24 protein-coding genes are annotated in these 24,856 nt (G+C 71.4%); 11 read left to right on the top strand and 13 right to left on the bottom strand.

Annotated features, from left to right (window positions below; genetic code table 11):
* Nucleotides 1–156: 156 nt before the first annotated feature.
* The 4 genes from msrA to OG408_RS02135 all read right to left on the bottom strand — a co-directional run bounded on the left by msrA (nt 157) and on the right by OG408_RS02135 (nt 4,980).
* Nucleotides 157–669 (bottom strand): peptide-methionine (S)-S-oxide reductase MsrA, encoded by a 513-nt coding sequence (gene msrA, locus OG408_RS02150; protein ID WP_285563972.1) that lies wholly within the window; start codon nt 667–669, stop codon nt 157–159.
* On the bottom strand, nt 669–2,390 hold the full coding sequence (locus OG408_RS02145; RefSeq protein ID WP_326667798.1) for an ABC-F family ATP-binding cassette domain-containing protein: 1,722 nt from the start codon (nt 2,388–2,390) through the stop codon (nt 669–671). The genes msrA and OG408_RS02145 overlap by 1 nt, the downstream gene beginning before the upstream one ends.
* Before the next feature lie 81 nt (nt 2,391–2,471).
* Nucleotides 2,472–4,106: a ribosomal protection-like ABC-F family protein gene (gene abc-f, locus OG408_RS02140; protein ID WP_326667796.1), complete on the bottom strand. Its 1,635-nt coding sequence runs from the start codon at nt 4,104–4,106 to the stop codon at nt 2,472–2,474.
* Nucleotides 4,107–4,344: 238 nt separating this feature from the next.
* Nucleotides 4,345–4,980, bottom strand: a complete 636-nt coding sequence (locus OG408_RS02135) for a GOLPH3/VPS74 family protein (protein WP_326667794.1) — start codon at nt 4,978–4,980, stop codon at nt 4,345–4,347.
* Nucleotides 4,981–5,274: 294 nt separating this feature from the next.
* Here OG408_RS02135 and OG408_RS02130 point away from each other — a divergent pair, with 294 nt between their 5' ends.
* Both OG408_RS02130 and OG408_RS02125 read left to right on the top strand, forming a co-directional pair.
* Nucleotides 5,275–6,390, top strand: coding sequence for a MerR family transcriptional regulator (locus tag OG408_RS02130; protein ID WP_326667791.1), 1,116 nt, complete (start codon nt 5,275–5,277; stop codon nt 6,388–6,390).
* A gap of 294 nt (nt 6,391–6,684) precedes the next feature.
* Nucleotides 6,685–6,888, top strand: a complete 204-nt coding sequence (locus OG408_RS02125) for a cold-shock protein (RefSeq protein WP_136326921.1) — start codon at nt 6,685–6,687, stop codon at nt 6,886–6,888.
* A gap of 88 nt (nt 6,889–6,976) precedes the next feature.
* Here the strand turns inward: OG408_RS02125 and OG408_RS02120 are convergent, their stop codons facing one another.
* Together OG408_RS02120 and OG408_RS02115 are read right to left on the bottom strand one after the other, a co-directional pair.
* A complete protein-coding gene (locus OG408_RS02120; RefSeq protein WP_285564119.1) occupies nt 6,977–7,240 on the bottom strand; it encodes a tyrosine-protein phosphatase in 264 nt (87 codons plus the stop codon).
* An 8-nt stretch (nt 7,241–7,248) separates the two neighbouring features.
* A complete protein-coding gene (locus OG408_RS02115) occupies nt 7,249–8,871 on the bottom strand; it encodes an MFS transporter (protein ID WP_326667790.1) in 1,623 nt (540 codons plus the stop codon).
* Nucleotides 8,872–9,067: 196 nt separating this feature from the next.
* On the opposite strand from OG408_RS02115, the gene OG408_RS02110 reads away from it, so the two are divergent.
* Complete coding sequence (locus OG408_RS02110; RefSeq protein WP_266787500.1) at nt 9,068–9,652, top strand: helix-turn-helix transcriptional regulator; 585 nt, start codon at nt 9,068–9,070, stop codon at nt 9,650–9,652.
* 32 nt (nt 9,653–9,684) lie between these two features.
* On the opposite strand, the gene OG408_RS02105 is transcribed toward OG408_RS02110, so the two are convergent.
* Both OG408_RS02105 and OG408_RS02100 read right to left on the bottom strand, forming a co-directional pair.
* Nucleotides 9,685–10,920 carry a sensor histidine kinase gene (locus OG408_RS02105; RefSeq protein ID WP_326667786.1) on the bottom strand — a complete coding sequence of 412 codons (1,236 nt, stop codon included), beginning with the start codon at nt 10,918–10,920 and terminating at the stop codon, nt 9,685–9,687.
* The gene (locus OG408_RS02100; protein ID WP_326667784.1) at nt 10,917–11,579 is read right to left on the bottom strand and encodes a response regulator transcription factor; all 663 of its coding nucleotides are present in this window, start codon (nt 11,577–11,579) and stop codon (nt 10,917–10,919) included. Before OG408_RS02100 ends, OG408_RS02105 begins: the two co-directional genes overlap by 4 nt.
* 175 nt (nt 11,580–11,754) lie before the next feature.
* On the opposite strand from OG408_RS02100, the gene OG408_RS02095 reads away from it, so the two are divergent.
* The 3 genes from OG408_RS02095 to OG408_RS02085 all read left to right on the top strand — a co-directional run bounded on the left by OG408_RS02095 (nt 11,755) and on the right by OG408_RS02085 (nt 15,447).
* Nucleotides 11,755–13,194, top strand: a complete 1,440-nt coding sequence (locus OG408_RS02095) for an ABC transporter permease (protein ID WP_326667782.1) — start codon at nt 11,755–11,757, stop codon at nt 13,192–13,194.
* 1 nt (nt 13,195) lies between these two features.
* Nucleotides 13,196–13,870 (top strand): ABC transporter ATP-binding protein, encoded by a 675-nt coding sequence (locus tag OG408_RS02090; protein WP_326667780.1) that lies wholly within the window; start codon nt 13,196–13,198, stop codon nt 13,868–13,870.
* Nucleotides 13,871–14,076: 206 nt separating this feature from the next.
* Nucleotides 14,077–15,447, top strand: coding sequence for a DEAD/DEAH box helicase (locus tag OG408_RS02085; RefSeq protein ID WP_266787511.1), 1,371 nt, complete (start codon nt 14,077–14,079; stop codon nt 15,445–15,447).
* Between the two features lie 90 nt (nt 15,448–15,537).
* Here OG408_RS02085 and OG408_RS02080 read toward each other — a convergent pair whose 3' ends face one another.
* Nucleotides 15,538–16,476, bottom strand: coding sequence for a sigma-70 family RNA polymerase sigma factor (locus OG408_RS02080; RefSeq protein ID WP_326667776.1), 939 nt, complete (start codon nt 16,474–16,476; stop codon nt 15,538–15,540).
* A 10-nt stretch (nt 16,477–16,486) separates the two neighbouring features.
* Nucleotides 16,487–17,677 carry an NAD(P)/FAD-dependent oxidoreductase gene (locus OG408_RS02075; protein ID WP_285563960.1) on the bottom strand — a complete coding sequence of 397 codons (1,191 nt, stop codon included), beginning with the start codon at nt 17,675–17,677 and terminating at the stop codon, nt 16,487–16,489.
* A 234-nt stretch (nt 17,678–17,911) separates the two neighbouring features.
* On the opposite strand from OG408_RS02075, the gene OG408_RS02070 reads away from it, so the two are divergent.
* Nucleotides 17,912–18,745, top strand: coding sequence for an NAD(P)H-binding protein (locus tag OG408_RS02070; protein WP_326667773.1), 834 nt, complete (start codon nt 17,912–17,914; stop codon nt 18,743–18,745).
* Nucleotides 18,746–18,790: 45 nt separating this feature from the next.
* Here OG408_RS02070 and OG408_RS02065 read toward each other — a convergent pair whose 3' ends face one another.
* Entirely contained in the window at nt 18,791–19,474 is a 684-nt protein-coding gene (locus OG408_RS02065) for an IclR family transcriptional regulator (protein WP_285563959.1), read from the bottom strand.
* An 84-nt stretch (nt 19,475–19,558) separates the two neighbouring features.
* Here OG408_RS02065 and OG408_RS02060 point away from each other — a divergent pair, with 84 nt between their 5' ends.
* The 4 genes from OG408_RS02060 to OG408_RS02045 all read left to right on the top strand — a co-directional run bounded on the left by OG408_RS02060 (nt 19,559) and on the right by OG408_RS02045 (nt 22,882).
* Nucleotides 19,559–20,209, top strand: coding sequence for a nitroreductase family protein (locus OG408_RS02060; protein ID WP_266787521.1), 651 nt, complete (start codon nt 19,559–19,561; stop codon nt 20,207–20,209).
* A gap of 81 nt (nt 20,210–20,290) precedes the next feature.
* Complete coding sequence (locus OG408_RS02055) at nt 20,291–21,133, top strand: helix-turn-helix domain-containing protein (protein ID WP_266787523.1); 843 nt, start codon at nt 20,291–20,293, stop codon at nt 21,131–21,133.
* A 124-nt stretch (nt 21,134–21,257) separates the two neighbouring features.
* The gene (locus OG408_RS02050; protein ID WP_266787525.1) at nt 21,258–21,878 is read left to right on the top strand and encodes a dihydrofolate reductase family protein; all 621 of its coding nucleotides are present in this window, start codon (nt 21,258–21,260) and stop codon (nt 21,876–21,878) included.
* 164 nt (nt 21,879–22,042) lie between these two features.
* The gene (locus OG408_RS02045) at nt 22,043–22,882 is read left to right on the top strand and encodes an alpha/beta fold hydrolase (protein ID WP_326667770.1); all 840 of its coding nucleotides are present in this window, start codon (nt 22,043–22,045) and stop codon (nt 22,880–22,882) included.
* Between the two features lie 128 nt (nt 22,883–23,010).
* Here OG408_RS02045 and OG408_RS02040 read toward each other — a convergent pair whose 3' ends face one another.
* Both OG408_RS02040 and OG408_RS02035 read right to left on the bottom strand, forming a co-directional pair.
* Nucleotides 23,011–23,730, bottom strand: coding sequence for a GntR family transcriptional regulator (locus tag OG408_RS02040; protein WP_326667769.1), 720 nt, complete (start codon nt 23,728–23,730; stop codon nt 23,011–23,013).
* A 78-nt stretch (nt 23,731–23,808) separates the two neighbouring features.
* A complete protein-coding gene (locus OG408_RS02035; RefSeq protein ID WP_326667768.1) occupies nt 23,809–24,855 on the bottom strand; it encodes an aldo/keto reductase in 1,047 nt (348 codons plus the stop codon).
* Nucleotide 24,856 lies beyond the last annotated feature (1 nt).

Raw genomic sequence — 24,856 nt, 5'->3', positions numbered from 1 at the left:
CCTTCCACTGTTGGGCTCTGCGAGCCGGGCGGCAGAAGCTCCACCTCGAACCGCGTGTACTGCAGTATCGGGGAACCGTCCCGTACCGGTCGCACCAGGGGACGGCTGCCGCCGCCCCCTGGTGCGGAGCGGGCCACGAGGTGCGGGGTACGGCGGTCAGGCGTCCGCGCGGCGCGGCAGCTGCCAGCCGGGGCGCGGGAAGTGGCAGGTGTAGCCGTCCGGGTAGCGCTGGAGGTAGTCCTGGTGGTCCGGTTCGGCCTCCCAGAACGCGCCCGCCGGTACGACCTCGGTGACCACGGGGCCCGGCCAGAGCCCGGACGCCTCGACATCGGCGATGGTGTCCTGCGCGACTCGTCGCTGCTCGTCGTCCAGGTAGAAGATGGCGGACCGGTAGCTGGCGCCCATGTCATTGCCCTGGCGGTTCTTCGTGGACGGGTCGTGGATCTGGAAGAAGTACTCCAGGAGGGCCCGGTAGTCGGTGACCGCGGGATCGTAGACGATCTCGATGGCCTCGGCGTGGTTCCCGTGGTTCCGGTAGGTCGGCTCGGGCATGTCGTCGCCGCTGTATCCCACCCGCGTGCTCACCACTCCGGGCAGTGTCCGGATCAGCTCCTGCATCCCCCAGAAGCAGCCACCGGCCAGCAGGGCCTTCTTCTCACTGTCAGCCATCACAGATCACCTTCTCTTTCGTTCCCTGAGAAGCCTTGCACACTCGGAGCGGGGAACGTCACCGGCTCAGGTGGGGGAGTGCCCGCTGCCCCCTGGCCCGGACCGGCGGCCAGCCGGAGCTCGCGCCCCTGCCAGCGCCCGCGCAGCCAGCGGTCGTGGCTCGCGACCACGATCGCGCCGGGTCCGGTGCCCATGGCTCCCTCGAGTTCGTCGCACAGGCGCGGGGACAGGTGGTTCGTGGGCTCGTCGAGCAGCAGCAGCTGCGGTGGGCGCGCCACCAGAAGGGCGAGAGCCAGCCGTCGGCGCTGTCCGACCGAGAGGTGGCCGACCGGTTTGCCGAGGTCCGTCTCGTGCATCAGGCCCAGTGAGCCGAGCGGGACCGCCTCGGCCCGTTCCGCGCCCAGCGTCTGCTGATACGTGTCCCGGACCGTACGGTCGAGCCGGTCGAACACGGTGTCCTGAGAGAGCATCCCGACCGTCAGGCCGGCCCGCCGCCGGATGTCGCCCCCGGCCGCGAGGTGTCCGGCGAGCACGGCCAGCAGCGTCGACTTGCCGGTTCCGTTTCCTCCCGTGACCAGCAGCCGGTCGGTCGCCGACACCTCCACTTCGACCGGCGCGAGCCGGCCGGGGACCCCCACGCCGTGGAGGGCCACCAGCGGATCGCGGCTCTCCTCGGCGGGCGCGGAGAGTGCCGGACCGGCGAAGCGGAGCGGCCGCGGGGGCTCACCGACCCGGGTCCGCTCCAGCTCCTCCAGCCTGCGGGTGGCGTTGCGCACGCGGCGTGAGATCTGGCTCTGCACACGCCCGGCCCGCAGGCCGTACCCCATCTTCTCGTTGTCCCGCCGCCCCCGGTCCGGCGCCAGACGGTGCGCCGTCACACCGGCCGTATGGCGCAGCGCGTCGAGGGCCTCCTGCTCCTCGGCGTAACGCTGTTCCCAGCGCTCCCGCTCCGCGTGCTTCTCGGCGAGGTAGGCGCTGTAGTTGCCGCCGTAGCGGACGGGGCCGTCCACCGCGGGGTCGAGGTCGATCAGGTCGGTGCAGACGGCGTCGAGGAACGCCCGGTCGTGGCTGGCCAGCACCACGGCTCCGGGCAGGCCGCGCACCTGTTCCTCGACGAATGCGGCGGCGTCGTCGTCGAGGTGGTTGGTCGGCTCGTCCAGGAGCAGCGCCGACGGCCTACGCACCAGCAGCGCGGCCAGGGACAGCCGCCCGCGCTGGCCGCCGGACAGCGAACCGAGCGTCCGGCCCGGCTCGAACGCTCCGAGGCCCAGGCCCTCCAGTACGAGGGCCGCGCGCCGGTCGGCGTCCCAGGCCTCCAGGTGCTGGGCCGTCTCCAGCCGGCCGGCGTAGTCGGCGAGCAGTCCGCTGTAGCCGGGATCGCTCTCCGAGGCGTCCGCGAGCTCCCCGGTGAGCCGTTCGAGGTCGGCCAGCACCTCGCGGACCTCGGACAGGGCCTCGTCCAGCACCGTGGCGATGGTCGACGCGCTGTCGAACGGGGCCTCCTGCTGCAGGAAGCCCAGGTCGGCCGGGCGGTCGACGGTTCCCGCGTCGGGTTCGTCCGCCCCGGCGAGCAGCCGCAGCAGGGTGGACTTGCCGACGCCGTTCTCCCCGATCAGCCCGATACGGCGGCCGGGGGATGCGGTGAGCGAGACGCCGTCGAGCACCCGGCGGCCGCCCAGGCTGCGGATGAGGTCGTGGGCGATGAGAGCGGGCTGGGGCATGGGAATCCATCCAACGTGTTCGGTGTTCGGCCCGCCGGGCGCGAGGCCTCGGGCGCGGGACCACATCGGCACACCGGCGGCTCACACCTCGGGGGCCCCCGTCTCCTCGAGGGTGCCTTCGGCCAGGCGCAGCCACCGGTTCACACCGATCTCGGTGAGGAACCGTTCGTCATGGCTGACCACGACGAACGCACCCCGGTAGGAGTTCAGGGCGCCTTCCAGCTGTCCCACGCTGACCAGGTCGAGGTTGTTCGTCGGCTCGTCGAGGAGCAGCAGCTGCGGGGCCGGTTCGGCGCACAGGATGCACGCCAGGGTGGCGCGCAGCCGCTCGCCGCCGGAGAGCACCCGGACGGGCAGATGGGCCCGCGCGCCCCGGAAGAGGAAGCGGGCGAGCAGGTTCATCCGCTCGGCCTCGGGCCGGTCCGGGGCGAAGGCGGTGAAGTTCTCCGCGACGGTCCGGTCCAGGTCCAGCAGGTCCAGTCGCTGCGAGAGGTAGGCGATGCGTCCCCCGGCCCGCCTGATCTGACCGCCCTCCGGGACGAGTTCACCGGTGAGCAGGCGCAGCAGCGTGGTCTTCCCGGCGCCGTTGGGTCCGGAGAGCGCGATGCGTTCGGGGCCCCGGATGGACAGCTCGACGCCCTGGTCCGCGAAGACCTCCCGGTCGCCGAGACGGACCTGCATCTCCTCGCCGAGGAAGAGGTTGCGCCCGGCGGGCACGTCGGTCTCGGGCAGGTCCAGCGTGAGGCGCTGCTCGTCGCGCAGCGAACGCCCCGCCTCGTCGAGCCGGGACTTCGCCTCGCTGACCCGGGACGCGTGCATCTGTCCCGCCCGGCCCGCGGACTCCTGGGCACCGCGCTTCATGTTCCCGGCGAAGATGCGGGGCAGCCCGGCACTCTTCAGGTTGCGCGCCGCGTTGCTCGCGCGCCGCTCGGCGCGTTCGCGGGCCTGCTGGAGCTCCCGCTTCTCCCGCTTCAGCTCCTGCTCGGCGTTGCGGACGTTCTTCTCGGCGACTTCCTGCTCGGCCTGCACGGACTCCTCGTACGCGCTGAAGTTACCTCCGTACAGCCGCAGTTCACCGCCGCCGAGCTCGGCGATGCGCTCCATGCGGTCGAGCAGGGCCCGGTCGTGGCTGACGAGCAGCAGGCTGCCGGTGAACTCCTCCAGCACGTCGTAGAGCCGGTGGCGGGCTTCCAGGTCGAGGTTGTTGGTGGGCTCGTCGAGCAGCAGTACGTCCGGCCGTTTCAGCAACTGGGCAGCCAGGCCGAGCGAGATGACCTGACCGCCGCTGAGCGTGGCCAGGCTCCGGTCGAGGGCGAGGTCCGTCAGGCCGAGGCGGTCGAGCTGGGCGCGCGTGCGTTCCTCGATGTCCCAGTCGTCGCCGATGACGGTGAAGTGCCGCTCGCTCACGTCCCCGGACTCGACGGCGTCCAGGGCCCGGATCACCTGGGCGATCCCCAGGACCTCGGCGACCGTGAGACCGCTCGACAGGGGGAGGCTCTGCGGGAGGTAGCCCAGTGTCCCGCCCACGGACACCGACCCGGTGCCGGGGCGGAGTTCACCGGCGATCAGTTTGAGCAGCGTGCTCTTGCCCGAACCATTGGGAGCGACGAGGCCGGTACGGCCGGTGCCCATCGTGAAGGACAGGTCCTGGAAGACCGGAGTGTCATCCGGCCAGGCGAAGGACAGGTTCGAGCAGATGACGGAAGCGTCGGACATGAGAGGGACCTCGGGCCGGGTGAGGGCAGACAGAGTTCTGCCCGGGGCAGACAGGGGGGAAAGGCAGGACGACGAGGCCGGACGGTGGCGCTCGATGCGCCCGTCAACGGCCGGTCATGTCCGGGTATCACCCGGAGATGTCGTCGTCACCCACCATGTCTGCCACTCCCTCGTCGCGCTCGATGCGCGGTCGACGTCGATCACACTTTACCAGCGCGGGGGCTTTCGCTCCGGGCGGTTATCCGCCGGGACCGCGCCAGATGTTGTCGAACGCCTTCTGCTCGATGTCGCGCTTCTGCCGCTCGCCCTCCAGTTCCAGCAGGGCGTCGCTCACGGTGGCCAGGATGAGGGCCACCGAGTCGTCGGTCACCTCGGGAGTGTCATGGGGCCGCTCGTCGGGGACGCCCACGGCTTCCGCGAGCGTCATGAGGACCGGCTCGGCGGAGGACCACAGCTCCGCGGCCCGATGGCGGGCGGACGACTCCGCGAGTACCAGTTCACCGGACTGGAAGGGGCGCCCGCGCCGACGCTGCCGGGTCAGCAGCCCCGCTGCCTCGAAGGCGGCGGCGTAGGTCCCGGACAGCCCTTCTCCCCGGCGCCACAGCCAGTCACCGACCGACTCGTACGGCTCGTCCCGGCGCAGCGCCGCGGAGGCCTGTTGCAACAGCTCGTCCGCGGGCTCGTGCGCCGTGGCGTCCGAGGATGCGGGACCCGCGCCGGGCACGATGCGGTCCTCGCGCAGCTCGACCGCGCCGTCCACGGCCAGGTCGATCAGTTCGGCCCCCGCCAGGGCGAGCGACAGCTCACCCGATCTGACGGGGTGGTCTCCGGCCATGTCCATGGTGATCACGAGAAGGTTCCGCGCTGTGGTCATGAAGGCTGCACGTCCCAAGGTCGGCATCGGCACCAGGCCGTCCGGCCGCCGGGGCGCGGATGAGCCTGAACAGAAAACGCATGTATCAGCGTACGGCGCGTGGCCGGGAGCCGGTCGACCGTCGTGTGCGGGGTGCGCCGAAGCCGTACGGGCGTCAGGGCTGCTGCGCGGCATCCCGGGAGGGGGCCCGTGCGGGCGGGTCCGCGGGATGCGGCGCGGTCGGCGCCCCCGTCCCCTGCTGCTGTGAGTCCGGCTCTTGACCCTCACGTGGCGTCAGGCCGCACAGTCGGTGCCATGGAGGATCACTGGACCGTGGGGCGTGTGGCCGAGCTGGCAGGTGTGAGCGTCCGCACGCTGCATCACTACGACGAGATCGGGCTCGTACGTCCGTCGGCACGGACCGGGTCCGGGTACCGGGCCTATGCGGCGGGCGATGTGGAGCGGCTGAGGGAGGTGCTGGGCTACCGGCGGCTCGGTTTCGGGCTGCGGGAGATCGCGGAGCTGGTCGACGACCCCTCGGCGGACGCGATCGCGCACCTGCGCAGGCTGCGTGGCCTGCAGGTGGAGCGGCGTGATAGCGCCGACGCCATGGTGGCGGCCATCGACAGAGAGCTCAAGGCACGGGAGAGAGGGCTGACAGTGACACCGGAGGAGCAACTGGAGATGCTCGGCGCACGGTTGTACGACGCGATCGGCGGTGCGTACACCGCGACGCGGCGCACCGAGCCGCGGGTCGCCGCGCAGATCTGGGACGCGCTCGGGGACGCGCGGACGGTACTGAACGTCGGTGCGGGCACCGGCTCCTACGAGCCCGCCGACCGTGCCGTGACCGCGGTGGAGCCGTCGGCGGTCATGCGAGGGCAGCGGCCTGCCGGCTCGGCGCCGTGCGTGGCCGCCGCCGCGGAGAACCTGCCGTTCGAGGACCGGTCCTTCGACGCAGCGATGGCCGTCTCCACCGTTCACCACTGGGAGGACCCGACAGCGGGGCTGTGCGAGATGCGACGTGTGGCCCGTCGCGTGGTGGTGCTCACGTTCGACACCGACGAGCCCGGATGGCAGGACCGGTTCTGGCTGACCCGCGACTACCTGCCCGAGTTCGCCGACGTCCTCGCGGGGTTTCCCTCACTGGGCGGGATGGCCGGCGCGATCGGCGCCCGCGCGGAGCCGGTGCCGATTCCGTGGGACTGCGCCGACGGCCTGTTCGAGGCGTACTGGCGCCGGCCGGAGGCGTATCTGGAGGATCGGGTCCGCCGTGCGATGTCCGTGTGGACGAGGGTCGGTCCGGAGGCCGAGCAGCGGGCGGTGCGAAACCTCCGCGACGACCTCGGATCCGGCCGGTGGGCCGAGCGCAACAGCGACCTCGGCGGCCTCGACGCGGCCGATCTCGGCCTCCGCCTGCTCGTGGCCTGAAGTCCGTCGGGTGAGCGGCAACTCGCCCGCGTCCGGGTCTCGGTGCCCTTGCCGGCCGAGAACCGAGGGCGCCGGCCGACCCGCTTCCGGACGCTGTTGCGGTGACTCGTGGCGTTGGACCCGGGGAACGATGCCTGGGTCTCTGGTGGCGGCGGGCTTCGCCATGTAGCGTCTTTTCCAGATGCCGTGGTCCCTCGGTTGCCCGCGCTGTGGCGCGGGCGATGTGCTGTGTGGGGCCAGGGCATCCATGGGTCCGTGTGGTACGGATCCTTGAATCGACTGAGAGGCACCGGCATGGCCAGCGGAACCGTCAAGTGGTTCAACGCCGAAAAGGGTTTCGGTTTCATCCAGCAGGACGGCGGCGGGCCGGACGTCTTCGCGCACTACTCCAACATCAACGCAACCGGCTTCCGTGAGCTCCAGGAGGGTCAGGCCGTGACCTTCGACATCACGCAGGGCCAGAAGGGCCCGCAGGCAGAGAACATCACGTCTGCCTGACCCCCTGAGCGACCCGGGCCGTCGGAGCACGCTCCGACGGCCCGGCGGCGCAGCCCCTTCATCCACCGGGCAGCGCCGAGAGGTCTCGTTACGTGGCGCCCAGCGCCCGGAGGCGCGCCGGCACGAAGTCCGCCACCGTCTCCGCCTCGGACGCCCCCAACGGCGTCGGCACGAGGGCGACCACGACACCGGTCCGGTCCTTGACCGACGCGCAGTGGACCAGCACCGGCCCGTCGTCCGCGGACAGTTGTCGCAGCACCGCCGCCACCGGACGGCCCGCATGCTCGGCCATCGACGGGCAGAGCTCCCTCTGCTCCTGCGGCCCGACGACCGTACGCGTGGCACACGGCATCGGCTGGGTCAGCACACTTCCTCATCAGCAGGACGAGCCCCGTGGACCTGCTCGGCCCCGGGCTCGGCCACTTCGGCGGGGGTGGGGCTCTTCGGGCCACGGAGCGCGATGCAGACCAACAGTGCCGCCATGACCGCGACGCCCGCCCACATGGCCTGCTGCCAGCCGTCGACGAATGACTGCTGGGCGGCGTGGACGATCTGCCGGTCGTGTGCTCCGGTGCCGCTCGCGGCCTCGACCGCGTTGGCGATGCCTTCGCGGGCGGAGTCCGCTGCCCCCCGGGGGACGCCGTCCAGCCTGTCGTCGATGGCGCCGCGGTAGCCCGCCGACAGGAGCGCACCCAGCAGGGCGACGCCGAGCGCGGTGCCGAACTCCCGGGTCACGTCATTGAGTGCGGAGGCGACGCCCTGCTTCCCGCGCGGCAGGGAGCCGGTGATGGCCTCGGTGGAGGGCGTCATCGACAGGCCCATGCCGATGCCCATGGCGAGCATGCCCGGCAGGACGGTCAGGTAGCCGCCGTCCACGGAGACGAACAGCGCCATCAGTGCCAGACCCGAGCCGGCCAGGGCGATGCCCACGGCCATGGTCGGGCGGGAGCCGATGCGGGCGGCAAGTCCGGGGGCCAGCCCGGAAGTCAGCATCATCGCAACGGCCATGGGCATCATCGCCACCGTGGACAGCAGGCCCGACCAGCCGAGCACCGCCTGGAAGAACGGGAACATGACCACGGCGATGCCCGCCTGGACACCGAAGACGACAAGGAGTGTCAGCGAGCCGCCGCGCAGGCCGCGCTCGCGGAACAAGCGCACGTCAAGCAGTGAGGCGTCCCGGCGGCGCAGCTCCCAGGCCACGAAGCCGATGCCCGCGACGATGCCGACGCCCAGGCTGCCCAGCGTCACGGGTGCGGTCCAGCCGCGCTCGGGGCCCTCCTGCAGGACGAAGATGAGGCCGATCACGGCGACCGTCGAGACCAGCGCGCCGACGATGTCGAACGGATGGGCCGAGCGCTCCCGGGAGTTGGGCACCGACCTCAGGGTCATGCCCAGGGCCACGACGACCAGGGCCACGGGCAGCACGAACAGCAGGCGCCAGTCCGCGACATCGACGAGGAGCGCGGAGAGGAACATGCCCAGGATGCCGCCGCCTCCGGCGACGCCGGTCCACACTCCGATCGCCTTGCCGCGCTGCTCCTCGGGGAAGGTGGCGGTGATGACGGCGAGCGTGATGGGCATGATCATCGCGGCGCCGGCACCGGCGGCCACCCGGGCCGCGATCATGACTTCGGCGGTCGGTGCGAGGCCCGCCACGACGTTGGCCGCACCGAAGACGCCCAGGCCGGCGATCAGCATGGGCTTGCGGCCCAAGCGGTCACCGATCGCACCGAGGGGCAGGAGGAGCGCGGCCAGGGCCAGCGTGTAGATGTTGATGATCCACAGAACGGTGTTCTGCGAGGCGCCGAACTCGACGGCCATGTGTGTCTGGGCGACGTTCAGCCCGGACACCGAGGCGATGACGGCCATCAGAGCGATGGAGACGGCGATCAGGATGGTGCGCAGCCGGCGCGCGTCCGGTCCGGCGCCCTCACCACCGGCCCCGGCTGAGGCCACCTGTGCGGGCTGGTTCGTACTCATGGATTCCTCTCGAAGGGCATGACGGGCCGGCCGTCGGGCACTGCCCGGACGCCGGGATGCGAAGGCCGATGCGGATGCCGGTTTCAGGAGCGGCAGTGTGCGGCGCGCGCCGCGGGTCCTGTTGCGCGCGGTCCGGTCCAGGCCGTCTGCCGTCGACGCTAAGTCCGGATTGCATGAAAGGCATACACTCTTGCGTATGACGCAAGAAGATGGAGCGCTGGACAGCCTCGTGCGCAAACGCATCCGTGCCCTGCGCGTCGCACAGGGCTGGTCCCTGGAAGAACTGGCCACCCGCGCCAACCTCAGCCAGTCCTCGCTGAGCCGCATCGAGAACGGCCGGCGCCGCCTGGCGCTGGACCAGCTCGTCACCCTCGCCCGCGCCCTGGACACCACCCTCGACCAGCTCGTCGAGAACGCCGCCGACGACGTCGTCATCAGCCCCATGATCGACACCGCTCACGGTCTGATGCGCTGGCCGATGAGGGGCGATCCCGGCATGACCGTCATGCGACAGCGGATGACCGGGCCGCCGCCGGACAACCCCGCGCGGATGCGCGCCCACCCGGGCCGCGAATGGCTCGTCGTGCTCTCCGGCACCGCTGTCCTGATGCTGGGCCACCGCCGTGTTCGGGTGGAGACCAACCAGGCCGCGGAGTTCCCGACGATGATGCCGCACGCGATCGGCGCCGATGGCGGCCCCTGCGAGATCATGGGCATCTTCGACCGCGACGCCCGCCGGGGACACCGCGACGCCGGAGATCCGGGCGAAGCCGGAGACTGAGGGCTGTCCCGCAGTTCCTGGCGGTCCAGTCCTCAGGGCGTGGCGGCGGGGCCCTCCGTGATGCGGTGCGGTGCCGGGAACTCGACCCGCACGGTGAGCCCGCCCGCGGGGTTCGCGGCCGCGGTGACCGTGCCGTGGTGGGCGGTGGTGATCGAGCGGACGATCGCCAGGCCCAGGCCGTGGCCCGCACGGTCGCTGCCCACGCGGGAGTGTGACCGGTAGAAGGGTTCGAAGAGCCGCTCGACCACGGTGTCGACGAGCTGCGGGCCGGTGTTCTCGACCTCCACCACCGTCTTCGCGCCGTCCCGGAACACGGCGAGGTGGACGCGGCCCTCCCGGTGGATGTTGTGGGTGAGGGCGTTGTCGAGGAGGTTGAGGAGCAGCTGCCTGAGCAGGGTGGCGTTGCCCGCGACCGCACAGCCGGATTCGGTGTCCACGTCGAGCCGGACCCCGTTCGCGGCCGCCTGCCCGGACCGGGTGGCGGCAGACCGTTCCGCGAGGTCGGAGAGGTCGACCGGGGCGGGGTCGAAGGCGACCTGATCGGCTCCGGCGAGGTCGAGCAGGGCCCGTACGACGCTGATGTTGCGCTCGTTCGTCTCCCGGAGCATCGGAGCGAGTTCGGCGAGCTCCGCGCCCGTGGGGTCGTCGGCGGCGAGCTGGAGGGCGGCCCGGGTGGTGGCCAGGGGAGTGAGCAGTTCGTGGGAGGCGTTCGCGGCGAACCGCTGGTGTGCGGTGAAGGACTGCTCCAGGCGGGCCAGCATGGTGTCGAAGGTGTCGGCCAGCTGCCTGAGTTCGTCCTCGGGGCCCTGGGCGTCGATGCGTTCGGTCAGGTTGCCGTCCGCCGCCTTGGCCGCGGCCTCGCTGATGGTGTGCAGGGGGGCGAGCAGCCGTCTGGAGAGCAGCCAGCCGGCACCGAGGCCGAGAACCATCACCAGGAGCACCCCGCCGGTGGACACCAGCAGAACCGTGTTCCAGACGTCCTCCTTGCTGGAGATGCTGCCCAGGTGCTCGGCCCTGCGCCCCGGCACGAGTCCCGGGGCGGGACTGGCCGCGACAGGTGGCTCGATGGTCGGGGCGGGGAACGGGGGCCAGGACGAGGCGTCCGGGACGACCACGGTCTCACTGAAGTCGTACGTGGGCAGGAAGCGCATGCCGACGTAGATGATCGTGACCATCAGCGTGGCGCACACCCCGAGGGCGGACCCGAAGCCGAGGAACAGCCGGGTGTGGATGCTCAGCGTCCGCGGCCCGCGTCCGGGCCGTCTCATGCGGTCCCCAGGTAGTAGCCCGCGCCGATGGACGTGTGGACCAGCTGTGGTTCGCCGAGCTTCTTGCGCAGGGTGTGCACCACCAGGCGTACCGCGTTGGTGAAGGGGTCGGTGTTCACGTCCCAGGCCTTGTCCAGGAGGTACTCGGCGCTCAGCACCCCTCCGTCGGCGCGCATCAGCAGCTCCAGGACGGCGAGTTCCTTCGGGGTGAGCCGTACCTCGGTGCCCGCGCGGGTGACGCGCCGGCGATGGGTGTCGAGCCGTACGTCGGAGAAGGCGAGGACCGGCGCGTGGGCCATGGGGCTGCGGCGGTACAGCGCCCGCAGCCGGGCGACCAGCTCCGGGAAGTCGAAGGGCTTCGCCAGGTAGTCGTCGGCTCCGAGACCGAGGCCCTCGACCTTGTCGCCGAGGCGTGAGGCCGCGGTCAGCATGAGGACGCGGCAGTCCAGACCCATCTCGACGATCCGGCGGCACACCTCGTCGCCGTGGACCCCGGGCAGGTCCCGGTCGAGGACCACCGCGTCGTAGTCGTACACCGTGAGCTGCTCCAGGGCACGCGCTCCGTCGTGCACCACATCGACCGCGATCGCCTCCCTGCGCAGCCCGATCTCGAGGATCCGTGCCATGTACCGCTCGTCCTCGACCACCAGCACACGCACGCGCGCCAACCTCTGCTTCTCATTGCTCCGACGTCCGTTCCCGGCACGCGGTCGCCCTGCCGACACGTACCGGTTCCGTCCTATCAAACGGCGCCTTTGATCCGCGTATGAGACGTCCAGTGGGAACGCCGCGCGCAAACGCCACTCAAAACTCCGTCCTCCTAGCGTGAGAATCATGAATCTGTTCAAACGGGCCTGGTGGCGGCTGCGAAGCCATCCGGGCAAAACCGTGATGCTCATCGGTCTGTTCTTCGTCATCTGCACCCTGGTCCTGTCCGGCTTCCTGATCCGGTCCGCCGCGGCCCGCGCCGCGGACTCGGCCAAGAACAGCGTGGGCGCGGTGGCGACGATGCAACTCGATCTCGACGCCTACCTGGCCTCGGGGAAGGGCGCGGAGGGCGACGGCGGCCGGCCCGGGATGATCGGCGCCGACGCCGACCTGCCCCGCAGCCTCGTCGACAGGATCTGTGAGTCGTCCGTCGTGGCGCAGTGCAACTACACGAAGGACGGGGTCGCGGCCCCCACCGACCAGGTCGGGCTCCACCAGCCGGTTCCCGCGCCGACCGGCCAGGACACCGGGGGTGTGGACTTCTTCAAGGCCGACGGTGTCCGTGACCTGGAATCGGTCAAGGACTTCCGCAACGGCGACTCGAAGCTCGTCTCCGGCACCGGGATAACGTCCGACAGCGCGAGCGACATGGTCGTCATCGAGGAACGGGTGGCCAAGGACAACCACCTCGAGGTCGGCGACAGAATCAGACTCAACGCCAATATCCAGAATCCCGACGGCCGCCTCAGCACCAAGGAAACCGCATTCGTCGTCGGCGGAATCTACCGGAACAGCACGGCCGACCCCGGTACGTACGTACCGCCGATACAGGCGCCGTCGAACCAGATCTACGTCACCCCGGACGGCGCCACCCGCCTCGACGGCAAGAAGCTCGACGCCGGCGGCGGTGTGGTCAAGTCCGCCACCTTCACCCTGCGCGACCCCGGCGATCTGGACCGGCTCAAGAAGGACGCGAAGGCAGCCGGAGCCGATCTGACGGTCTTCCCGCTGAGCGTCAACGACAAGCAGTACAGGACCCTGGTCGGCCCGATCACCAAGACCGCGGACTTCGCTTCCCTCACGGTCTGGCTCGTCGCCGTCGCGGGCACGGTCATCCTCGCGCTGATCATCGCCTCGAACATGCGCGAACGCCGCAAGGAGATGGGCATCCTGCTCTCCCTCGGCGAGAAGAAGCCCAAGCTGCTGGGCCAGCACCTGGTGGAAGTGGTCGCCTGCGCCGTCCTGGCGACCGGCTTCGCCGCCGCAGGCAGCCAGTTCATCGCCCAGGCCGTCGGCGACCAACTGCTCGCAGGACAGGTGTCCTCCGCCGAGGACGCCGCCGCCGGCCAAGGCCCACAGCCGGACCTCGCCGATCCCACCGGCGGCGCGAACAAGGAGGACACCCCCGGGGCCGAGCCCATCGACTCGATCGACATCGAGCTCGGTGCGGGCGACATCGGCGCGATCGGAGCCACCGGCCTCGGCATCGCGGCCCTGGCGACGGTCGTCCCCGGCATCCGGATCCTCCGCCTCAACCCGCGCGACATCCTCACGAAGGGCGAGTGACGTGACCACCCCGATCCTCCGGCTCACCGGCCTGAGCCGCACCTACCCGTACGGCAACAGCCGCCGCACCGTTCTCAAGGACGTCAACCACTCCTTCGAACAGGGCCGGATGTACTCCGTCATAGGCCCCTCCGGCAGCGGCAAGACCACGCTCCTCTCGCTCGCGAGCGGCCTCGATTCGCCCACGACGGGCACCGTCCGCTTCAAGGGCGAGGACGTCTCCGCCATCGGCCTCGGCCGGTACCGCAACCGCCACGTGTCCACGGTCTTCCAGTCGCTGAACCTGCTCACGTACATGACGGCCGTCCAGAACATCACGTCGGCCATGGAGATCACCGGAGTGAAGGGCCGCAACAGGAAGCAGCGAGCCACCGAACTCCTCGGCCTGCTCGGCGTGGACGAGGGCGACCGGCACCGGCCGACACCCGAGCTCTCCGGCGGCCAGCAGCAGCGCGTCGCCATCGCCCGCGCGCTCGCCTGCGAAGTGGACATCCTGTTCGCCGACGAACCCACCGGCAGCCTCGACCAGGACACCGCCGAGGGGATCATCGAGGTGTTCCGGAAGCTGGCGCACGACGACGGCAAGTGCGTGATCGTGGTGACGCATTCGCGGCAGGTGGCCGACGCCTCCGACGAGGTGATCCGGCTCAAGCGCGGCAAGCTCATGACGGTGTGAGCACGCAGCGAGTCGCCCTCTCGGCGTGTGCCGCCGCTGCCCGGGCCGGATACCGGCGCCGGTGACGTCGGCGAACGCGCCTACGGGACCCGAGGGCGCCGGACACTCACTGGTAAACTGGGAACACGCTTCAAAACCGTTGGGGCCCGTACCGAGGGGTACGGGCCCCGGTGTGTTTGGGGCGCCGGACCGAGAAGGGTTACCCCATGAACGCGAAGCCGCCGGCCCCGAAGGGCGAACCGACAACGCCGCAGACGGCGGCCCCCGGCCTGCCGCCGGCCGAGTCCTTCGACGCACTCGGGCTGCCGCCGGAAATCGTGGCCACGATGACCGGCCTCGGCGTGACCGAGCCCTTCCCGATCCAGGCGGCGACCCTGCCCAGCGCACTGGCCGGACGCGACGTCCTCGGCCGCGCGCGGACCGGCTCCGGCAAGACGCTTGCCTTCGGGCTCGCGCTGCTGGTGCGGACGGCAGGCATGCGGGCGGAGCCGAAACGGCCGCTCGCCCTGGTTCTGGTGCCGACCCGCGAGCTCGCGCAGCAGGTGAGCGCCGCGCTCGGCCCGTACGCACAGGCGATGAACATGCGGCTCACGACGGTGGTCGGCGGGCTCGCGATCAACCGGCAGGCGGCGGCGCTGCGGGCCGGTGCCGAAGTGGTCGTGGCGACGCCGGGGCGCCTCGCCGACCTCGTGTCGCGCCGGTTCTGCGAACTGCAGCAGGTGCGGATCACGGTGCTGGACGAAGCGGACCAGATGTGCGACCTGGGATTCCTGCCGCAGGTCTCGGAGATCCTGGGCCAGGTCCGCCCCGACGGGCAGCGGCTGCTCTTCTCGGCCACGCTCGACCGCAACGTCGACCAGCTGGTGCAGGACCACCTGCACGACCCGGTCGTCGTCTCGCTCGACCGGGTGGCGGCCTCGGTCGCCACGATGGAACACCACGTACTGAACATCCACCCCGCCGACAAGTACGCCACCGCGACCGAGATCGCCGCGCGGGACGGCCGGGTCCTGATGTTCCTGGACACCAAGGCCGGAGTGGACCAGTTCACCCGGCACCTGCGCGCCAGCGGCGTACGGGCCGGCGCCCTGCACAGCGGGAAGTCGCAGCCGCAGCGCACACACACGCTCGCGCAGTTCAAGGACGGCGAGATCACCGTGCTGGTGGCCACCAACGTCGCGGCACGGGGCATTCACATCGAGGCGCTGGACCTCGTCGTCAACGTGGATCCGCCGGCCGACGCGAAGGACTATCTGCACCGCGGCGGGCGTACGGCTCGCGCCGGGGAGTCCGGGAACGTCGTCACGCTGGTCACCCCGAACCAGCGGCGGGACGTGAACCGGATCATGACCGACGCGCGGATCCGGCCGACCGTCACCCAGGTGCGCTCCGGCGAGGAGAAGCTGACCGCCATCACCGGGGCGAAGCGCCCGCCCATCGAGGGGAAGGGCAGCGGCAACGCCCCGTTCCGCGGCATGGGCACGCGCCCCGGCCGCCCCAAGGAGTCCCGCAAGACGGCCGACGCCCGCAAGACGGCGGAGGCACGCGCGGCGGCCCGGGTGCGCAAGGGCCGCTGACGGCCGTCGGCCCCGGCGTGCGGTGAGGCGGCGGACGGGCCTCCGTCTCCCGGACCGGGTCACCGGATGCCGCCTCCTCCCAGGAGCCGGTCACCACGCGGCGATGACCGGCTCCTGGGGTGCGTGCCGCTGCCAGGCGTCGTTGAGGCGCCCCAGCCGGTCCGGTGCGGCGATGCCCTGAAGCGACGCGACCTTGCCCTCGCTGACCTCGAACGCCACGGCGCCCACGACCCGGTCGTTCACCACGGTGAGCACGGACACCGAGCCGTTGACCAGCGCGACATGCATGGCGACCGGACCGCCGGCCAGCCGCCGCTTCGCCGGCGTGGGCCTGAAGCCGGCCCGCACATAGGAGGCGACCCGCTCGCGCGTCCTGTACCGCAGCAGCCGCTTGGCCAGCCCGGCGCCGTCCGAGACCACCGTCACGTCGTCGGTGAGCAGTGCCACCAGCCGTTCGGTACGCCCTGACACGGCGGCGTCGAGGAACTCCTCGACGACCCGGCGCGCGGACGCGGGGTCGGTCTCGCCGCCCCGGCGGCGCTCGGCGGAGATCCGGATCCGGGCCCGGTGGAGGTGCTGCTGGCTCGCCGACTCGGAGATGCCGAGGATCGCGGCGATCTCGGCGTGGCCGTACGAGAACGCCTCGCGCAGCACGTAGACAGCCCGCTCGAAGGGCGAGAGGCGCTCCAGGAGGGTGAGCACGGCCAAGGACACCGATTCGCGCTGCTCGAACGTGTCGGCCGGGCCGAGCATCGGGTCGCCGTCGAGGAGGGGTTCGGGCAGCCACGCACCGGCCGTTCGCTCGTGGCGCGCCTGTGCCGAGCGGAGACGGTCGAGGCAGAGACGGGTGAGGACCGTGGCCAGCCACGCCTCCGGTACCTCGATCCGCCCGCGGTCCGCGGCCTGCCAGCGCAGGAACGTGTCCTGCACGGCGTCCTCGGCGTCGGCGGCCGAGCCGAGCAGGCGGTACGCGAGCGAGGCCAGCCGCCCCCGGCCGGCCTCGAACCGTTCGACAGCCGCTTCGTCCATGCGGATCACCCTATGCAGCGGCCTTCGTACCGGCCGCATCAGGCGCGGCGGCCAGGCGCTGCTTGCGCTTCGGCAGGCCGAAGGACGGATGGGCGGTGCTCCACCCGGCCCCCTTGAGCACGCCCGCCTTGAGCCGCGCGGCGGTCCTGCCGCCCAGGTACCAGGACTTCGACCGGACGTCCCCGTCCACCATCTGGAAGATGGCGTCCCGTCGACCGAGGCTGATGTGATTTCCGTAGTACTTCAGCCCGACGGCCGGGACCTCACTGTCCGTCAGGCGCGCGATGATCGCGGCGGTCGCCTGCATGGTGGTGAAGCCGGCCGAGGCGCAGGACATCGGCAGTGGCCTACCGTTCTCGCCGATCGCATGGGCGCTGTCCCCGGCGGCGTAGACGTCCGGGTGCGAGACGGAGCGCATGGTGCGGTCGACCACAATCCGGCCGGTGCCCGCCACCTCCAGACCGGCGGCCGCCGCGATGGGGTGCACGGCGAACCCGGCCGACCACACGGTCACGTCGGCCGGAATGGACCTCCCGTCCGTGGCGATCACCCGTGCCGGTTCGACGGCTGCGATACCGGTGTGCTCGTGAACGGTGATACCCAGCCGGTCGAAGGCCCGGCGCAGGTGACGGCGGGCCTTCGGGGAGAGCCAGGCGCCCGGCTCGGCGCGGGCGGCGAGTGCGACCCTGAGATCGGGCCGGGACTCGGCGAACTCGGTGGCCGTCTCGATGCCGGTCAGCCCCTCGCCGACGACCAGCACGGTGCCGCCCTCGCCCAGACCGCTCATGCGCTCCCGCAGCCGCAGCGCCGAGGACCGGCCGGTGACGTCGAAGGCGTACTCGGCCACGCCGGGCACCCCGTGATGGGCCGCGGAGCTGCCGAGAGCGTAGAGAAGGGTGTCGTACCCGAGCTCGTCGGCGCCGTCCTCACCGGTCATGGCTACGGTCCCGCGTTCGAGGTCGATGCCGGTGACGCGCGCGAGGCGCAACCGCACACCGGTACCGGCGAATACGTCAGCGAGCCTGCGGAACGTGAGGTCCTGGCCGATCGCGAGCTGGTGGAGCCGCATCCGTTCGACGAAGTCGGGCGAGGCGTTGACCGCGGTGATCTCGGTGTCGGCGGGGGAGAGCCGGCGGGCCAGACTCCCGGCGGCGAAGGCCCCGGCGTAACCGGCGCCGAGTACGACGATGCGGTGCTTCATGGCGTTGCTCCCTGTCTCGTTCGCGTGTCCTTTGAACGAGACGGCGCCCTGATTGCTGACAAGGGGCCGGGGTGACCGCCGTCACGCCCGGAATCGGCCTTGATCACCTTGAATCCGGACCATCCCTGCCGGTTCCTGGCGATGCCTGTCGGCCGGTGCCTGTTGACCTCAAGTCTGGTTGAGGAAATAGCTTCGTCTCGTGTCGATCGCCGCCTGATGGTTGGAGAAGACTTCATGATCCTTGTAACCGGAGCCACCGGGAACATCGGAAGCGCGCTCGTGCGTGAGCTCCGGACGCTCGGCGCCGGACCGCTGCGGGCCCTCACCCGTGACACCGCTCGGGCCGCGTTCCCGGAAGGGGTGGAGGCCGTTGAGGGCGACTTGGCTGACGCGAATTCACTGAAGGCCGCGCTGGAGGGGGTTCGCTCCCTCTTTCTCGTGTCACGGGTGGGGGCGGACGCCGGGATCATCGAGGCGGCCCGGCGGGCCGGCGTGGAACACGTGGTGCTGGTCTCGTCCATAACCGTCCAGACCCATCCGCACCTGGGCCCCGCCGGCGAGAACCTGGCCGTCGAGCAGCTGTTGCAGGACAGCGGCATGGCATGGACGATCCTGCGGCCGACACAGTTCGCCTCGAACGCACTGTGGTGGGCGGCAACGATCCGAGCGCACGAGTCGGTCCGCGTGCCCTACGCGGACGTCGGTCTCCCCACGATCCACCCCGCGGACATCGCATCGGTGGCCCGCGTCGCACTGACCGGCTCCGGCCACCGGGGGCGTACGTACGCGCTGACCGGCCCGGAGCGCATCACTGCACGGCAGCAGGCCGAGGCCGTCGCCACCGCTCTGGGGCGGAAGGTGCCGTTCGCCGAGATCAGCCGGCAGGAGGCCCACAGCGAGATGGCGGCCTTTCTGGGCGACGAAGCCGCTGACGCGCTGCTGGACCTGACCGGTGGCGACCTCAACGACGAACTGCTCATGGTGCGTGACACGGTGCCCCGGATCACCGGTGCCCCGGCCAGGGCGTTCCGGCAGTGGGTGTCGGAGAACGCCGCCGCCTTCCGCTGAGCACGTGCGCGTTGGCGTGTCCCGAGGCGTGATGGCCGGAGACCGTCATGGCGACGGTGGCGGCTCCGGAGGCCGAACCCGCGCGGCCGCTGCCCGGACCGCCGCCACCACCCGGTCCAGCGGTACGCCGATGGAGACGGTGACGCCCAGCGCGCCCACCGTTCCCACCGGGCCCCGCACCGGAGCGGCCACCGACACCTCGCCCAGCCGGAACTCCTCGGCGCAGACCGCGAGACCCGCCGCCCGGACCCGGGCGAGCTGGCCGGCCAGGACGCCGGGGGAGACCACCGTGTGCCGGGTGTGCCGGGGCAGCTCCGCCGGCGGAGCAGCGAGCAGCACCTTCCCGTACGCCGTCGCATGCATCGGCGGCCGCTCCCCGCTCACCAGGCACAGCACCCCTCCGGCCGGCGGGTCGGAGACCACCGCCAAGTCCGCGTGACCGCCGGTCCGGGCCGCCAGTGCCCGCAGTGCCGGGAGCGCCGCGTCCAGGAGCCCGCGCGGGCAGGGTGCCGCCGCGCCGAGCACCCGCAGCCGGAGCCCCAGCCGGTACCTGCCGTCCGCACCCCGCTCCAGACCGCCCCACGACACCAGCTCACGCACCAGGCGCAGAGCCGTCGGCGCCGGGAGCCCGGTGCGGGCCGCGATGTCGGTGAGCCGCAGTGCCGGCGGGCCACCGCTCTCGAACGCGTCCAGCACCGAGAAGAGCCGTCCCGCCACGCTCTCGCCCAACTCCCCGCCCCTGTCCTTCGTCGGATTCCACTCAGTGGAAGCCCGGACTTCCCCCGCCCGTCCGGGCCGTACGAGGCTCAACGCATGAACCTCGGTCTTGCTTCCGACACCCTGCTCTCCACCACCCGGGCCGTCCGCCACCGGCTCGACCTGACCCGGCCGGTGCCCCGCGCCCTCCTGGAGGAGTGCGTCGACCTCGCGGTCCAGGCCCCCACCGGCCGCAACCGGCAGCGCTGGCACTTCGTCATCGTCACCGACCCGGGCCGCCGGGCCGTTCTCGCCGACCTGTGGCGGGCGAGCCTGAGCGTCCCGGAGGCCCACCAGCCGCTGCCCGCACGGGACGTGCGCCGGGCCGAGGTCGCGCCGGGCGTGATGGGGCGGGTGTACACGGGTGTCGAGCACCTGTACCGGCATCTGCACGAGGTGCCCGCCTACGTCATCCCCTGCGTCGAGGGACGCACCGAGGGCCTCTCGGTCACCCACCAGGCCGGCACCTGGGGGTCGATCCTCCCCGCCGCGTGGAGCTTCATGCTGGCCGCCCGCGAGCGCGGCCTCGGAACCGTGTGGACGACCGGGAACCTGCCGCTGGAGCGGGAGTTCGCAGAGGTGCTCGGCATCCCGTACGGAGAGGTGATGCAGGCCGCCTTCATCCCGGTCGCCCACACCGTCGGCACCGACTTCCGCCCCGCCCGGCGCATCCCGCGCGAACAGGTCCTGCACTGGGACGCCTGGTGACCGGTCCGTGGCCGGTGCAGCCCGCGGCGGATGCGCGTCGTCCATGAGGTCGTCCGAACCGTCGTCCGCGATACTGAGTGCATGGAGTACGTCGGCCGGGTGCCTGCGCCGCCGCTGGACCGGTTCATCGACGACATCTACTGCCTGACCGGGGTGCCGGGCCACCGCCGGACGGTCGTTCCGCCGATGCCGTCGACGCACCTGCTCATCAACCTGGGCGACCCGGCCCGCCTGTGGGACTCGGACCCCGCGGTCTCGCCGACATCGTTGACCGACGGACTGTTCATGGGGCTGTGGACCAGGCGATTCCTCTACGAGTACCCCACACGGGTACGGCTCGTCGGAGTGCACTTCAAGCCCTGGGGCATGTCGCCGTTCGTCGACGTGCCCGCGACCGAGCTACGGGACCGATGGGTGCCCGTCGACTCCGTCTGGCAGCGGTCGGTGGACCGGATCCGCAACCAGGCCGGCGAGGCCACCTCGGCCGCCGAGACGCTGCGGGTCCTGGAGGAGGAACTGCGGTCGCGGTTCGTCGGGACGCCGCCACGCGGTCTCGATCTCGTCCGGCACTCGGGAGGGTGGCTGGAGGCGTCCTGCGGCGCGGTCCCGGTCGCCGCGCTGAGCGATGCCGCAGGCGTGAGCGGCAACCACCTGGCCGCGCAGTTCAAGTCTCACGTCGGGGTCACGCCGAAGAAGGTCGCCCGCATCTACCGGTTCGCACGTCTGATCCTGTCCGTGGACGTGCTGCGCCCCGTCGACTGGACGGAACTCGCTCTCACGGCGGGCTACTTCGACCAGGCCCACTTCAGCAAGGAGTTCAAGGACTTCACCGGCCACACGCCGACGGAGTACCTGGCGCTGCGGCGCCGGATCCCGGCCGAGCAGGAGTTCCCGCCGGACGACGGCCCGATGCCCGCCGATTGATTTCTTACAAGCGCGGCCGCCCGCAGGGCCGCATCATCGGAGGCAGCCGCTCATGCGGAGGCAAGCGGTGACCAGCGGCGACACAACCAGCGGCAAACAGAGCCGCCGAGTCGAGGAGAACCCCGTGGGCACAGTGATCATGCACAACGTGGTGTCGGTGGACGGGTTCATCGCCGACAAGAACGACGACGTGGGGCCGCTCCACGACTGGTACTTCAGCGGGGACACCCCGCTCACCGAAGGCAGCGGCGACCGGGACCAGGAGTACGACCACTCCGAAGGCGGAGGAGGCTTCAGGGTCTCGCGCGCGTCGGCGGAGTACGTCCGGCCGATGTGGGAGGCGATCGGCACGATCGTGATGGGCCGGCACCTGTTCGACCTGGTGAACGGCTGGGAGGGCCGGCCGCCCGCGGGCGACCACGTGGTCGTGGTCTCCCACCGGCCCAAGCCCGAGGGCTGGCACCCCGAGGCGTCGTACCACTTCGTCGGCGACGTGGAAGCCGCGATCCACAAGGCCCAGGAACTCGCCGGAGACCGAGTCGTCGCCGTCAACGCCGGTGAGGTGGGCGGCCAGATCCTCGCGGCCGGCCTCGTGGACGAAGTGGCGATGGACGTGGTGCCGGTGGTGTTCGGTTCGGGCAAGCGCTTCTTCGGCGGCATCGACGGGCAGCAGCTGCTGGAGGATCCCGACGTGGTCGTCCAGGGCGACCGCGTACTGCACCTGAAGTTCAGGGTGCGTCGCTGAGGCCGGCCGGCAGCCCGTCCGGGGCCCGTTCCCTGCTCTGCGCCGGACCGGGATCTCCGGGACACCACCGCGCAGCGGCGCAGCTCCGCACGCGTCGGTGCGGCGGAGCGTAATCTCGGCATCGACCGCGACGCACCCGGCCCACGACGACTTCCGGTGATCCGATGACCATTGTCCACGTCCATGCAATCGCCTTGGGCGTCGAGTCGTTCGGCGACGACGACGCGCCGCTCGTCCTGCTCGTCGGCGGGACCACGATGCTCTCCTGGCCCGACGCGCTCTGCGAGCGCCTCGCCGCCGGCGGGCGACGTGTGGTCCGCTACGACCTGCGCGACAGCGGGGAGTCCACGACGGCGGATCCGGAGACGCCCGCCTACACCCTGCGCGACCTCGCCACCGACGCGGCGGCCCTCGTCGAAGCGCTCGGCGACGGGCCCGCGCACATCGCGGGGACCGGCGTCGGCGGGATGGTCGCTCAGGTGGCCGTGCTGGACCATCCGGGCGCGTTCTCGGCACTCACCCTCGTAGGCACCCGTGCGGTCGCCCCCGGGCCGCCCGACGACGACCTTCCCGACCATGACCGGGCGACGATGCGCCGGCTGTTCGCGCGCCCGATGCCCGACTGGACCGACCGCGACGCGGTCGCGGAGTTCGCCGCCGCCGGCGCCGAGATCCTCGGCAACGACCCCGCCGCCGCGCGCGCGGTCGCCGCGCGCGTCTGGGACCGCACACCCGGCACCGCGCCCCCGGTCCAGATGGCCAACCAGATGGGCATGGTCTTCTCCAGGCTCGACTGCACGCCCCGCTGGCGTGAGCGCCTGTCCGGGATCGGTGTCCCCGCACTCGTCGTCCACGGCCGCCGCGACGCGTTCTTCCCCGTCGGCAACGGCGAGGCGCTCGCGCGCGAGATCCCCGGGGCACGCCTGCTCGTCCTCGAAGAGGCCGCCACCGCGATCCCCGACGCGGCGGTCGGCGAGGTCGCCGAGGCGATGCTCACGCTCTGACCGAGGACGGTGGACGGTGCGCGGGCCGCGTGGGAGCCGGCAGGCCATGACGGCTGACGAACCGCTTCCCCGGGACTCGGTCCCGGGCTCGGCCGACACCACGACCCGGCGTCATGGCTCAGCTGACGCTACGACTCGTTCCCGTGGCTCAGCTGACGTTGCAGACTGCGAGTGAGATGCTCCGTCATGGCGGCCGCGGCGCGGTCGGCCCGTCTGCGGAGTATGGCGCGCACGATGTTCTCGTGTTCGGCCAGTGTCGGATTTCCGGCGAGTTCGACATGGGTGAGCCGGAAGACGTGCAGATGCGAGTGGAGCCGTTCGACCGCGGCGGCGAGCAGCGGCCGGTGCGACGCGGCGGCGATGGCGTCGTGGAAGCGCTGGTCCAGGGCGGCGAAGTCGCGGTAGTCCGCGTACCGGCCCGTCGGCCCCGGGAGCGTCTGCATCTCCTCCACGATCTGCTCGATGGTGTCGAGCTCCTCCTCGGTGGCGTTCGCCGCCGCGAGTTCCGTGGCCCTGGGCTCCAACAGCAGGCGCATCTCGAAGAGTTCCTCAACGCCCTGCCGCGTCAGCAACTCGGTGGCGCGGTATCCCGAGAGCGACCGCTTCACCACCAGGCCGTCGGCTTCGAGGCGGGCCAGGGCCTCACGTACGGGTGTCGGGGACACGCCCAGGGTCCGCGAGAGGGCGTCGATGCCGACGCGGGCACCCGGCGCGATCTCATGGTCCATGACCTTCGCCTTGATGTCCTCGTAGACGCTGTCGGAGAGCACCTGCCTGGCAGGGGGCGCGGACCCTGTCTCTCCGTCCGAGTCCTTGAGCCTGCCTGCAGAACGGTCCTGCGGTGGCATCCGTTCTCCTGTTGCTCGGGTTTCTCGGGACAGCCGCAGTTTAGCCAAGCGGCATCGGGGCGGTGGTGAACGCCGAGGTCATGGGTGATCCATGTGATCGGACCGGCCGTCACGAGGGACGGCCGGTGTGCCGTTCGGGACCGGAACATCCGCGGCAAGCAGACCCTCCGCGCGCAGGTCCTGCCACAGGGCGTCCGGCAGCGGGCGGCGGAACTGTCCGACGGCGTCCGCCACCTCCTCCGCGCTGCGCAGTCCGAGCAGCACCGACGCGACAGCGCGGTGACCGAGGGGGAAACGTGCCGCGACCGCCCGCAGAGGCACCCCGTGTCCCTCGCAGACCCTCTGCAGGGCCAGCGCGCGCTTCAGCATGTCCGGCGCCGCCGTCCGGTAGCCGTAGGTCGCCAGAGGCCCGGGCGCGGCGAGCAGCCCCGAGTTGAAGACACCTCCGGCCACGACCGAGACACCTCGTCCCGCGGCGAGCGGCAACAGCTCCCGGAGGCCGCTCCGGTCCAGCAGCGTGTAGCAACCGGCGAGCAGCACCACATCGATGTCCGTCTCGCGTACGAAGCGGGACGGCAGGCGGGGCTGGTTCATGCCCAGGCCGATGGCCTTCACCGTGCCTTCCGCGCGGAGTCGTTCGAGGGCCGGATACGCCTCGTCGAGGGCTTGTTCCGCATGGTCGTCCGGGTCGTGCAGATACACGATGTCCACATGGTCCAGGCCGAGGCGGACCAGGCTGTCCTCCAGACTGCGGCGCACGCCGTCGGCCGTGAAGTCCCACACCCTCCGGTGCGTGGACGGGACGGCGAAGCCGTTCTCCAGGTCGGAGCCGCGCAGCCCCGCCGCGGTATCCAGGAGGCGTCCGACCTTGGTGGAGAGGGTGAACTCGGCGCGCGGCCGGAGGCGCAGCGCGGCACCGAGGCGGCGTTCGGACAGTCCCAGACCGTAGTGCGGTGCCGTGTCGAACGACCGGATGCCGTGGTTCCAGGCCGCTTCGACCGTGGCTGCCGCCTGGTCGTCCGTCGTTTCGGTGAAGAGGTTGCCGAGGGTCGCCGCGCCGAAGGCGAGCGGCGATGTCCACGTGCTGCTGCCGCCGAGCGGCTGTCTCCCGAGATCGCTGGGCATG

The organism is Streptomyces sp. NBC_01257, assembly GCF_035917255.1.
In the GTDB taxonomy this organism is placed as follows: domain Bacteria; phylum Actinomycetota; class Actinomycetes; order Streptomycetales; family Streptomycetaceae; genus Streptomyces.
The sequence above is the reverse complement of the archived record's forward strand: the minus strand, read 5'-3'. Positions and strand labels throughout refer to the sequence as shown.